Below are 11974 nucleotides of genomic sequence, written 5' to 3'. Positions count from 1 at the left end.
GGGTGAGGTAAAGCGCCGCGCGGCGGTGTCAAGGTCAGAAGCCATAGGGATGGATCACCGACCACAGCGCCCCCCATATCGCGGTGATGGCCACGGCCAGCATCGACAGCAGCGTGACCAGCCGACGGTGGATCACCATGCGGCGCACGGCCTCGGCTGCGGCTTCGGGGACCGGGCGGGTGCCCTGTTCAGCGGCGGCCAGCAGGGGCATCAGGCGGCGGGCCAGCAGCACCCGCATCCAGAACAGGATCGCCAAGGGAAGCAGCAGCAGGAAGGCCGCAAGCGCCAGTTCCAGCCCATAGCCGATCCCCATGATGGCAAGCGAGGTCAGCCCGAAGCCCGTCACGGCCAGAAGCACCGCGCCCTCGCGACCCCCAAGCTGCCAGCGGGGCAGCACAAGCGACAGCCAGTCCAGCAGGTGCAGCACGACCGGCGCGTCGGCCTTGCCCTCGGCCAGGGCGGTGCGCGCGCGGCCCAGGACTTCGACCGGGACGCCGATGATGGCGCGGCCGGTAAAGGACCACAGGCCGATCACCATCAGCCAATACCAGACCGTGCCAAAGGACCGGCTGTCCAGAAAGCCGACCAGGCTATCGAATTGCGGCACGAGGGCTTCCTTGTCCTTGATCGCGCGCGACCTTAGAACGGCTGTTGCCGAAGGAAAAGCCGCCCCGAAAAGGAAGCCCGCCATGCCGACGCCGATCATCGCCCCCTTTCCCGCCGCACGCCTGCGCCGGTTGCGCCGGACGCCCGCGATCCGCGCGATGGTGTCGGAATGCGACGTCACGCCCGCGAACCTGATCTGGCCGATCTTCGTGACCGAGGTTCCGGGGGCCGAAGGGGAGATCACCTCCATGCCCGGCGTGGAACGGCTTACGCTGGACGGGGCCAAGCGGGCGGCCGAACGGGCGGCCCGGCTGAACATCCCGGCCATCTGCATCTTTCCCCATTCCGACCAGGATCTTAAGACGGAAACCTGCGAACGCGCATGGGATCCCGACAATATCGGCAACCGCGCCATCCGCGCCGTCAAGGAGGTCGCGCCGGACCTGGCGGTGATGACCGACATCGCGCTGGATCCCTACAACGCCAACGGCCATGACGGCATCGTCGTGAACGGCGAAATCCTGAATGACGAAACGGTCGAGGCCCTGGTCCGCATGGCCCTGGCCCAGGCGGAAAGCGGCGCCGACATCCTGGGGCCGTCTGACATGATGGACGGCCGCATCGGGGCGCTGCGGTCGGCCCTTGAACAGGCGGGCCACAAGCACACGGCGATCCTGTCCTATGCGGCCAAGTTCGCGTCAAGCTTCTATGGGCCGTTCCGGGACGCGGTAGGTGCCTCGGGTCGGCTGGTGGGCGACAAGAAGACCTATCAGGTCAATCCCGCCAACCGGGGCGAGGCGATCCGCTGCGTGGCCCGCGACTTGGCCGAGGGCGCGGACATGGTCATGGTCAAGCCCGGCCTGCCCTATCTGGACATCTGCCGCGCCGTGAAGGACCAGTTCGGCGCGCCCACCTTCGCCTATCAGGTCAGCGGCGAATACGCGATGCTGGAAGGCGCGATCCGCAACGGCTGGCTGTCGCGCGATGCGATGTTCGAAAGCCTTCTGTGTTTCAGGCGCGCGGGCTGCGACGGCATCCTGACCTATTTCGCGCCGCTTGTGGCCGAGGCGATCGCGGCCCGCGCCTGAGCGCAGGCGATCCGTCGCCCGTCCCCATCGGGGCGGGTGACAGGACGCGTCATATCCCCTACATTCGCCGAAAAATGCCGGGCATCCGGCGCGACACGTGGGGACAAGTGATGAGCAGCCTTTTCCAGACCAGGATCGACCGACGCTTGCTGTTGAAGGGCGCGGCCGGCACCGCCGCCCTGGCGCTTGCCGGGTGCAGCAACGCGGTCGGAACCAACGCAGGGGCGCAACTGGATGCGCGGGTGGATGAGACGCATAACTACCTGATCCAGAACTATCCTTCTGCACAGGCTTTGGTGCAGAACGCGCGCGGCGTCCTGTACATGCCCCTGATGACCGAGGCCGCGCTTGGCGTGGGCGGCGCCTATGGGCAAGGCGCGCTGCGGATCGGCGGGGCGACGGTGGATTACTATTCCGCCACCCGCGCGACGGTGGGCTTTCAGGCGGGGGCCCAGCAATATGCGCATGTGCTGATCTTCCAGACCGACGGGGCGCTTGCATCCTTCCGTGCCTCGCCCGGCTGGCTGGCCGGTGCCAACGCCTTCTACGCGATCCCGCAGGGCGGCATGGCGCTTGGCGCGGACACGATCACCGCACAGCTTCCGGTCGTGGCGATGATCTTCGGCCAGGCGGGCCTGATGGCCGGCGCGTCGATCGAGGGCACGAAATACACCCGCATCATCCCGTCCGAGATCCCGACGCTGGGCTTCGGCGGGTTGGGCCTGCCGCAGATGCCGCAGATGCAGATGCCCCAGATGGGCCGCAGTTAGCCCACGATCCTAGCCAGAAGTCAGGTGCCGCAGACCGTGCGTGACATCGGCGCGCACGGCCAGCCGCAGGGCGGGTTCGTCGCCCGCCCGCAGCGCCGCCAGGATCATGCGGTGGTGACGCGGAGGCTCGTTCCGCTTCACTCGGCCATAAAGGGCGCGCATCGTCGGCCCCAGTTGCAGCCAGATCGTTTCCAGCATCGCCAGCATCGCCGGCGCCTGCGCCCGCAGATACAGCATCCGGTGAAAGTCCAGGTTGCAGCGGATATAGCCCACGGCGTCGTGGTTTTCCACGGCATCGGCGATGCGGGCGTTCATCTGCGCCAGCCGGTCGATCAGCGCGAAATGCGCGCGCGGCAGGGCGCGGGCGGCCAGTTCGGGCTCGATCAGGGCGCGCAGGGCGGCCAGTTCCTCGATCCTCTCGTCCGATAGGGCGGGCGTGGTCACCCGGCCCGATGCCGACAGGGTCAGCGCGCCTTCGGCCACAAGGCGGCGCACGGCCTCTCGCGCGGGGGTCATGGACAGGTGGTATTCGCGGGCGATGCCCCGCAGTGTCAGCGGCTTGCCGGGCGGAAGCTCGCCCAGCATGATCCGGCTGCGCAGGTTGCGATACAGCTTTTCATGGGCCGAAGGATCGGTGGATCGGGCGGGGGCGTTCATAGAGCGGTTGTGATCACAAACCCGGCCCTCGTCAATCCCCGGCAGGCTCACGGAACCGCCAGGCTATCAGATCCGCCCCATGCCGCTTCAGCCAGTCGCGGTGCCGCGCGTAATCCGGCATCAGCCCGGCCACCGCTGTCCAGAAGCGCGGGGAATGATCCATATGCAGCAGATGCGCGACCTCATGCGCGGCGACATAGTCCAGCACCGCAGGCGGCGCCATCGCCAGCCGCCAGGAAAACATCAGCCGCCCGTCCGAAGTGCAGCTTCCCCATCGGGACCGCGTATCGCGCAGCACGATGGCATGATAGCGACGGCCAAGCGCCTTGGCATGGCGGTCGCAGGCGGCGCGCAGGTCGGCCAGCGCCCGGTGCTTCAGGTAAGCCTGAACGACAGGCCCTGCCGGCCGGCTGGCGGGCAGAAGCAGGGCCTCGCCCTCGATCGACGCGGCGCGCACCGCCCCAGGGGTCAGCACCAGCAGAACCCCTGCAACCGGCAGGACCGCGCCGTGTCGAACGATGCTGGGCGCAGGGCGCCGCTGGGTCGCCTGCATCAGCCAGGCCGATTTCGCCTCGGCGAAGGCCGCGCCATCGGACAGCGCGACATGGGCAGGCAGCGTCAGCACCACCGGCCCGCCGTCGCGCGGCACCCGCAGCACCATGCGCCGCGCCCGGGCCGACCGGCGCAGCGTGATCCGCAACCCATTGGCGATGGTGAACGCCTCGGCCATCCGCCTGCCCTTGCCCTGCCCCGCCGTCCCTGTCAGAAAAGCCTTTGACACCCCCCCGCGCCTGTGGCAGGGGGACCACCGATTTCCCTAAACGCGGCGGAAGGAGAAAGCCATGCCCAAAGAGGAATGGGGCACGAAACGCCTGTGCCCGCACTGCGCGACGCGCTTCTATGACCTGCGCGCCAATCCGATGACCTGCCCCGCCTGCGGGAACACGTTCACGCTGGAAAGCCTGACCGATAGCCGCGGCAAGACGCTGGTCACCGAAAAGACCGCCGTTCGCGACGACGAGGATCTGGTCGACGATGACGAGGATCTGGGCGATGATGCGGGCGAACTGGACGACGACCTGCTGGAAGAAGACGATGACGACGGCGACGTGTCGCTGGACGACATCGCGGACGTCGCCGATAACGACGAGGAATAAGAAGAAAGGCCGGTCAAGCGACCGGCCTTTTCCATATCGTCAGCCCATCCTGTAATTCGGGCTTTCCCGCGTGATCTGCACGTCGTGGACGTGGCTTTCCTTCAGCCCCGCGCCGGTGATGCGCACGAACTGGCAGTTCCGGCGCATCTCCTCGACCGTGGCGCAGCCGGTATAGCCCATCGCCGCGCGCAAGCCGCCCACCAGCTGGTGGATGACGGCATTGGCCGTGCCCTTGTAGGGCACCTGCCCCTCGATTCCTTCGGGGACCAGCTTGTCGGTCGCGGCGTCCTTCTGGAAATAGCGGTCGGCCGAACCGCGCGCCATGGCGCCAAGGCTGCCCATGCCGCGATAGGACTTGAAGCTGCGGCCCTGGTACAGGATCACCTCGCCCGGCGATTCATCCGTGCCGGCGATGGCGCTGCCCACCATGGCGCAGCTTGCGCCCGCAGCGATGGCCTTGGCGAAATCACCCGAGAACTTGATCCCGCCATCCGCGATGATCGGCACCTCGCCCGCGGCCGATGCTGCATCCATGATCGCCGTCAGCTGCGGCACGCCGACGCCCGCGACGATCCGCGTGGTGCAGATCGACCCCGGCCCGATGCCCACCTTGACCGCGTCGGCGCCCGCGTCGATCAGCGCCCGAGTGGCCTCGGCCGTGGCGACGTTGCCCGCGACCACCTGCACCTCGTTCGAGAACATCTTGACGCGTTCCACCGCCTTGGCGACGCCGGCCGAATGGCCATGGGCGGTGTCGATCACCACCATGTCTACACCAGCCTCGATCAGTGCCTGGCTGCGCTCGAACCCTTCGTCGCCGACGGTGGATGCGGCGGCGACCCGCAGACGCCCCAGGTCGTCCTTGCAGGCCAGCGGGTTCAGCACCGATTTCTCGGTATCCTTCAGGGTCAACAGGCCGGTCAGCTTGCCATGGCCGTCGGTGATCAGCAGCTTCTCGATCCTGCGTTCCTTCATCAGGCCGATGGCCTGCTGCCGGTCGGCGGGTTCGGTCAGCATGGCCAGGTTGTCGGCGGTCATGACGGCCCGCACCGGGGTGCGGTCGTCGCTGGCAAAGCGCATGTCGCGGTTCGTCACGATGCCCACGACGCGGCCCTGTTCGTCCACGACCGGAAAGCCCGTGACATTGAAGCGTTCCTGGAAGGCCCGCGCATCGCCGACGGTCTGATCGGCCCGCAGCGTGATCGGGTTATAGACGATGCCGGATTCAAAACGCTTGACGCGGCGGACCTCGTCGGCCTGCTGATCTGCGGTCAGGTTGCGGTGGATCACGCCCATGCCGCCCGCCTGCGCCATCGCGATCGCCATGCGGCTTTCGGTGACCGTGTCCATGGCCGAGGACAGAAGCGGGATGTTCATCGCGATGGCGCGGGTCACCCGCGTCGTCACATCGGCGGTCGAGGGCATGACCGTGGATGCGGCGGGAACCAGAAGCACATCGTCGAAAGTAAGCGCCTCACGAATCTGCATGGGAGGTATCCTTGCGTCAATTTCGTTTGGCAGTTTCCCCTTTCACGCGCCGGGCGGCTTGTCCAGTGCGGGCCGGTGAAAATCTTCACCTTCGCCCCCGGCCCACCGCAACCGAAAGTTGCCGCAATGCCACTAGCGCACGCCGCATGAGGTCCGGACGCCGCGTCATATTGCACCCTCAATTGATTCGAAGAACATCGGCGGTAAGCTCGAATCCAGCGGTCGAATGGCTGCCAAGGGAGGAACCTATGAAAAAAATAATGTCCGGCAGCGCGGTTCTGCTGATCACCGCTTCCCCGCTGGTCGCCGGCGGCATCGAACGCGCGCCCCAGTCGCTGGCCGTGCTGTTCGAGCAAGGGAATTATGCGGAATTGAGCTTCGGGGGCGTCGATCCGACCGTTGAAGGCCGTGATGTCGCCGGCTTCAACACCGGTGACGTGGCGCAGGGCTATGGCTTTGTCGGGCTTTCCTACAAGCACCAGTTCAACGACAACCTGTCGGCCGCTTTCATCGTTGAGCAGCCTTTCGGTGCGGATATCCTCTATCCCACTCAGCCGGGCCCGCTTCCCAATCCTGCAGTTGACGCATCGCCGGTTCTGGGCGGGACGCGGGTCGAGGTGAATTCGACCACCCTCACGGGACTCGCTCGCTACAAGTTTGAGAACAACTTTTCGGTCCATGGCGGGATTCGCGCATCCAGAGCCGATGGCGGCGTGACGCTGAATGGTGCAGGATACAGCAGGATAAGCCCGCCCTATAATCTGGAGATCAATGATGAATGGGGAATGGGTTATGTCCTCGGCGCAGCCTACGAGATACCGGAAATTGCTGCCCGGGTCTCTCTGACGTACAATTCGCCTATCGAGCATGATTTCGAGATGACCGAGACCGGCGATATCGTCCTTGCTGCCACCCGTGGTCTCACGGATACGATTTCGGGAACATATACGGTCAAGACACCGCGTAGTTGGACTCTCGAAGGACAGACCGGCATTGCGCAGGACACCCTGGTCTTCGGTTCGATCCGCTGGGTGAAGTGGTCAGAGTTCATCGTGGACAACGCCGTCTTTCCGATCGCTACTCCGACAGGGGGAACCGTGCCGCTGGTCGAGGTCGAGGATACGACAACCTATACGATCGGTATCGGGCGCAAGTTTACTGACAATTGGTCCGCGTCCCTGTCGTTCCTCTACGAACCCAGCGAAGGCGATACGGTTTCGCCACTTGCCCCAACCAACGGGCGCAAGGGTGTCACCCTGGCTGGCATCTACACGATGGACAACATCAAGATCACGACCGGCATCAACTACACCCGGCTGGGTGGCTCCGACGTGGGCATCGGGGAAACGGGCAACAAGACGACTGTCGCCACCATGGACGACAACCACGCCTGGGGCGTCGGCGTGCGGATCGGCTACAGCTTCTGATCCTTGCCCACTTGCGACACTGGCAAGGCCTCGCTTCGGCGGGGCCTTTGCTTTTCACGGACCCCGCATTACCTATGCGCCCGAAACGAGGGAACATCCGATGATCTATCGCAGCGGCAGCGACTGGCTGGGGGCAAGCGCCAAGCGCGTCGTGCTGTTCGGGATGTCGGGCCTGGGCAAGACCTTTCTGGCCAACATGCTGCGCGAGGCGGGCGACTGGTTCCACTACAGCGTCGATTACCGCATCGGCACCCGCTACATGGGCGAGTTCATCGCCGACAACTTCAAGCGCGAGGCGATGAAGGTCCCCTTCCTGCGCGAGCTTCTGCTGTCCGACAGCGTCTATATTGCCTCGAACATCACCTTCGACAACCTGGCGCCCTTGTCCACCTATCTGGGCAAGCCCGGCAGCCCGTCGCGCGGGGGCCTGCCTTTTGACGAATACTGCCTGCGCCAGAACCAGCACCGGCGGGCGGAAATGGCGGCGCTGCTGGACACGCGGCACTTCATGGACCGCGCCCGCGACATCTACGCCATCCCGCATTTCGTCTGCGATTCAGGTGGGTCCATCTGCGAGGTCGTGGATCCCGAAGACCCAGCCGACCCGGTCCTGTCGGCGCTTGAACGCGACCTTCTGATGGTCTGGATCAAGGGGTCGGACGCCCATACCGCCGAACTGGTGCGCCGCTTCGACCGTGCGCCCAAGCCCATGTATTACCAGCCCCAGTTCCTGGAAAAGGCCTGGATCGCCTATCGGGTCGAAAAGGGCCTGGACGGGGACGAGGTCAATCCCGACGACTTCATCCGCTGGACCTATGCGCGCGCCCTGGCCCATCGCCAGCCGCGCTATCAGGCGATGGCGCGGCGCGGCGTCACCGTCCTGGCCGAAGAGGTGGCCGAAGTCCGCAGTCCGGCGGATTTCGACGCCCTGATCGCCCGCGCCATAGACCGCAAGGAATAAGCCGATGCCCATCACCCTGAACGAGAACCTGCCCGCCTATCGCATCCTGTCGGACGAAGGCGTGATGGTCATGTCTCCGGGCCGGGCCGCGACGCAGGACATCCGGCCGCTGCGGATCGGGCTTCTGAACCTGATGCCCAAGAAGATCCAGACGGAAAACCAGTTCGCCCGGCTGATCGGCGCCACGCCCCTGCAGATCGACTTCCAGTTGATCCGCATGTCGGACCATGAAAGCCGCAACACGGCGGCCGACCACATGGAAAGCTTCTATCGCCCCTTCCGAGAGGTCGAGGCCACGGGCGAAAAGTTCGACGGCCTTGTCATCACCGGCGCCCCGGTGGAACTGCTGCCCTTCGAGGATGTGACTTATTGGGATGAACTGACCCGCGTCTTCGACTGGACGCAAAGCCATGTCCATTCGACCTTCGGCGTCTGCTGGGGGGGCATGGCGATGGCCTGGCATTTCCACCGGCTGGAAAAGCACCCGCTGGAGCACAAGGCCTTCGGCTGCTTCCGCCACCGCAACCTCGCCCCGGCCTCGCCCTATCTGCGGGGCTTTTCCGATGACGTGCTGGTGCCCGTCAGCCGCTGGACCGAGATCCGTCAGGCCGACGTTGACGCCCGCCCCGCCCTGCGCACACTGCTGGCCAGCGACCAGTGCGGCCCCTGCCTGCTGGAGGATCCGGGCCATAGGGCGCTGTATATCTTCAACCATTTCGAGTATGACAGCACGACCCTCAAGGAGGAATACGATCGCGACGTCGAGGCTGGAAAGCCGATCAACGTGCCCTTGAACTATTACCCCGACGACGATCCGGCGCGGGCGCCCTCGAACCGCTGGCGCAGCCATGCGCATCTGCTTTACGGTAACTGGATCAACGAGATCTATCAGACGACCGAATACGACCTGTCCCGCATCGGCGAAGGATAAGTGATGGCGGAAATCCCGGACCTGCCCCTGGTCGGCAAGATCACCGAGGCGCTGAAGGCCGCGCCCAGGGACATCAGGAAAGCCCTGGAGAATGCAGCCAAGGATCAGGTCCTGGACCCGACCTATCCTTACCGCGCCGAGATGGACAAGAAGTCCTACGAGGCGCAGATGGACCGGCTGCAATTGCAACTGGTGCGCCTGATGCATGACGTGGCGGCGACCGGCAAGCGGCTGGTCGTCCTGTTCGAAGGCCGCGACGCCGCCGGCAAGGGCGGCACCATCGAACGCACGCGGGAAAACCTGAACCCCCGTTCCGCTGCCATCGTCGCGCTGCCCACGCCGACCGAGCGCGAGGCGGGCCAGTGGTATTTCCAGCGCTATGTCGATTGGCTGCCCGCCAAGGGAGAGATCGCGCTGTTCGACCGCAGCTGGTACAACCGCGGCATCGTCGAGCGCGTCTTCGGATTTTCCACCGAACATCAGCGCAATGCCTTCTTCCGCCAGCTACCCGATTTCGAACAGATGCTGGTCGATGACGGCATCATCCTGGTCAAGCTGTGGCTGGACGTGGGCCGGGCCGAACAGCTGCGCCGCTTCCTGGACCGAGAGGCCGACCCGCTGAAGCAGTGGAAGCTGTCGCGGATCGACGTGGACGGCCTGGCGAAATGGGACGACTATACCCATGCCATTCGCGACACGCTGAACCGGTCCCATTCTCCCATCGCGCCCTGGACGGTCATCCTGTCCGACGACAAGCGCCGGGCGCGGCTTGCCGCGATCCAGACGATCCTGAACGCCGTCGATTTCGCGGGCAAGGACGCGGACGCCATCGGCATCCCCGATCCGGCCATCACCGGCGGGCCGGAATTGCTGGACAGATAGGGAGGCAACATGGACCTGGGAAACAGCCGCGCCATCGTCACCGGCGGCGCTTCGGGCCTGGGGGCCGCCACGGTCGACTGGTTCCGCAGCCAGGGCGCGCAGGTCGTCGTCTTGGACCGCGCGGCAAGCGATGATGCGCACCATCTGCAGGCCGATGTGACATCCGCCGACAGCACGGCTGCGGCCATCGCCCAGGCAGTTGGGATCATGGGCGGGATCGACGTCTGCGTGAACTGCGCGGGCGTCGTGATCGGCGAAAGGACCGTGGGACGGAACGGCCCGCACGACCTTGACGCCTTTCGCCGCGTGATCGAGGTGAACCTGGTTGGCAGCTTCAACGTGCTGCGGCTTGCGGCAGCCGAAATGGCCCGGAACGGACGCCCGGAAAACGGCGTGATCGTGAACACGGCCTCGATAGCGGCCTTCGACGGGCAGAAGGGCCAGGCGGCCTATGCCGCGTCCAAGGCGGGAATCGCCGGCATGACCCTGCCGCTGGCGCGCGATCTGGCCGGGCAGAACATCCGCGTCTGCGCCATCGCGCCGGGCATCTTCGCCACGCCCATGCTGCGCGGGTTGCCGCAGGACGTGCAGGACAGCCTTGCGGCTGAGGTGACCTTTCCTGCCCGCCTCGGCGATCCGCAGGAATTCGCCCGCATGGCCGCCCATATCGTCGAGAATGCCTATCTGAACGGCGAGGTGATCCGGCTGGACGGCGCGTTGAGGATGCGCTGATCAACGGTCCTTGACCGGCGCGCGATGCCCTTGCGCGACGGTTATGCCGCCGCTAGCGTTCGGATCAAACCGCCCAACAGGAAGGCCCGAAATCATGCGCTTGCTGATCACCACCGCTCTCGTCTCTGTCACGGCCCTGCCGGCTCTGGCGGCGGACCCGGAACTGACCGTCTTCGACTGGGCGGGGTTCGAGGAACCGTCGATCTTCCAGGGCTATATCGACAAGCACGGCGACAGCCCGACCTATGCCTTCTATGGCGACGATGACGAGGCTTTCCAGAAGATCGCCTCGGGCTTCAAGGCCGACGTGGCCCACCCCTGCAGCCAGATGGTCAGCAAGTATCGCGACGCCGGGCTGATCGAGCCTTGGGACACGTCGAAGATCCCGAACTTTGACAAGATCGACCCGCAGTTCCTCGCCTCCGAGGTGTTCAAGGACGACGAGGGCGTCTGGTACATCCCGACCGACTGGGGCGCGACGGCCATCGCCTATAATCCCGAAACGGTTCCGGCCGAGGACGTGTCCACGCTGCAGGTCTTCGTCGATCCGAAGTACCAGGGCCGCACCTCGCTGCCGGATTCCTCGGACGATGTCTGGGCGCTTGGCTATCTGGCAACCGGGACGACCGACTGGACCAATGTGACCGACGAACAGTTCCAGGCCGCCGCCGACTGGCTGCGCCAGGCGCATCAGAACGTCGCCGCCTACTGGGCCGATCCGTCGGAACAGGCGCAGTTGATGGCGTCCGGCGCGGTGGACATTGCCTGGTCGTGGAACGACGGCGTGGTCTATCTGCAGAACGACAACTATCCCGTCGCCTTCCAGCGGGCGCCCAAGGAAGGGTCGTCCACCTTCTTCTGCGGATACATCAACCTGAAGGACGGGCCGGGCAACGAGGAAAAGGCCTATGACTTCATCAACGCCTGGCTGGAGCCTTCGGCGGGCAAGGCGCTGCTGGACACGATCGGCTATGGCCACACCTCGACCGAGGCGATGGCGACCATTGCCGAGGAACCTGCGGTGAAAGAGGGTCTGTCCGAGGTCGATGCCCCCATCCTGGCCCAGACGCCGAACGATCCGGCGCAGCGCGAAAAGCAACTGGCCGAGTTCGAGAAGATCAAGGCCGGGTTCTGAAACGAAGCGCCGGGGGCTGTCTGCCCCCGGACCCCCGAGGATATTTGGATGAAGAAGAAAGGACGCTGCCGCCTAGGGCGTGTTGCGTTTGATCGGTTTCATATCCGGCGGCTTTGAAGAAATTGTAGCATTCCCCATCG

At 65.3% G+C, this 11974-nt stretch carries 13 protein-coding genes; 9 read left to right on the top strand and 4 right to left on the bottom strand.

Annotation, left to right across the window (positions count from 1 at the left end; genetic code table 11):
- Positions 1–34: 34 nt before the first annotated feature.
- Complete coding sequence (locus tag IE224_RS00065) at positions 35–607, bottom strand: hypothetical protein (protein WP_191307039.1); 573 nt, start codon at positions 605–607, stop codon at positions 35–37.
- A gap of 82 nt (positions 608–689) precedes the next feature.
- Between IE224_RS00065 and hemB the strand changes: the two genes are divergently transcribed.
- Both hemB and IE224_RS00055 read left to right on the top strand, forming a co-directional pair.
- Positions 690–1694 carry a porphobilinogen synthase gene (hemB, locus tag IE224_RS00060; protein ID WP_191307037.1) on the top strand — a complete coding sequence of 335 codons (1005 nt, stop codon included), beginning with the start codon at positions 690–692 and terminating at the stop codon, positions 1692–1694.
- A 110-nt stretch (positions 1695–1804) separates the two neighbouring features.
- The gene (locus tag IE224_RS00055; RefSeq protein WP_167621812.1) at positions 1805–2464 is read left to right on the top strand and encodes a lipid-binding SYLF domain-containing protein; all 660 of its coding nucleotides are present in this window, start codon (positions 1805–1807) and stop codon (positions 2462–2464) included.
- A 9-nt stretch (positions 2465–2473) separates the two neighbouring features.
- Here the strand turns inward: IE224_RS00055 and IE224_RS00050 are convergent, their stop codons facing one another.
- Both IE224_RS00050 and IE224_RS00045 read right to left on the bottom strand, forming a co-directional pair.
- Positions 2474–3121 carry a GntR family transcriptional regulator gene (locus tag IE224_RS00050; protein ID WP_167621811.1) on the bottom strand — a complete coding sequence of 216 codons (648 nt, stop codon included), beginning with the start codon at positions 3119–3121 and terminating at the stop codon, positions 2474–2476.
- Between the two features lie 31 nt (positions 3122–3152).
- Positions 3153–3851, bottom strand: a complete 699-nt coding sequence (locus IE224_RS00045; RefSeq protein ID WP_191307036.1) for a M48 family metallopeptidase — start codon at positions 3849–3851, stop codon at positions 3153–3155.
- Positions 3852–3963: 112 nt separating this feature from the next.
- Between IE224_RS00045 and IE224_RS00040 the strand changes: the two genes are divergently transcribed.
- Positions 3964–4278, top strand: coding sequence for an FYDLN acid domain-containing protein (locus tag IE224_RS00040; protein ID WP_167621809.1), 315 nt, complete (start codon positions 3964–3966; stop codon positions 4276–4278).
- A 39-nt stretch (positions 4279–4317) separates the two neighbouring features.
- Here the strand turns inward: IE224_RS00040 and guaB are convergent, their stop codons facing one another.
- A complete protein-coding gene (gene guaB, locus IE224_RS00035; RefSeq protein WP_167621808.1) occupies positions 4318–5766 on the bottom strand; it encodes an IMP dehydrogenase in 1449 nt (482 codons plus the stop codon).
- A gap of 248 nt (positions 5767–6014) precedes the next feature.
- Here guaB and IE224_RS00030 point away from each other — a divergent pair, with 248 nt between their 5' ends.
- The 6 genes from IE224_RS00030 to IE224_RS00005 all read left to right on the top strand — a co-directional run bounded on the left by IE224_RS00030 (position 6015) and on the right by IE224_RS00005 (position 11834).
- On the top strand, positions 6015–7193 hold the full coding sequence (locus IE224_RS00030; protein ID WP_191307034.1) for an OmpP1/FadL family transporter: 1179 nt from the start codon (positions 6015–6017) through the stop codon (positions 7191–7193).
- A 100-nt stretch (positions 7194–7293) separates the two neighbouring features.
- A complete protein-coding gene (locus IE224_RS00025) occupies positions 7294–8154 on the top strand; it encodes an ATPase (RefSeq protein WP_191307032.1) in 861 nt (286 codons plus the stop codon).
- 4 nt (positions 8155–8158) lie between these two features.
- Positions 8159–9085, top strand: a complete 927-nt coding sequence (locus IE224_RS00020) for a homoserine O-succinyltransferase (protein ID WP_167621805.1) — start codon at positions 8159–8161, stop codon at positions 9083–9085.
- 3 nt (positions 9086–9088) lie between these two features.
- Positions 9089–9967, top strand: a complete 879-nt coding sequence (ppk2, locus tag IE224_RS00015) for a polyphosphate kinase 2 (RefSeq protein ID WP_191307030.1) — start codon at positions 9089–9091, stop codon at positions 9965–9967.
- A gap of 9 nt (positions 9968–9976) precedes the next feature.
- Positions 9977–10699, top strand: coding sequence for an SDR family NAD(P)-dependent oxidoreductase (locus IE224_RS00010; RefSeq protein ID WP_191307028.1), 723 nt, complete (start codon positions 9977–9979; stop codon positions 10697–10699).
- A 94-nt stretch (positions 10700–10793) separates the two neighbouring features.
- On the top strand, positions 10794–11834 hold the full coding sequence (locus IE224_RS00005; RefSeq protein ID WP_191307026.1) for an ABC transporter substrate-binding protein: 1041 nt from the start codon (positions 10794–10796) through the stop codon (positions 11832–11834).
- Positions 11835–11974: the final 140 nt, after the last annotated feature.

It is taken from the genome of Paracoccus aerius (assembly GCF_014656455.1).
Classification (GTDB): domain Bacteria; phylum Pseudomonadota; class Alphaproteobacteria; order Rhodobacterales; family Rhodobacteraceae; genus Paracoccus; species Paracoccus aerius.
The sequence above is the reverse complement of the archived record's forward strand: the minus strand, read 5'-3'. Positions and strand labels throughout refer to the sequence as shown.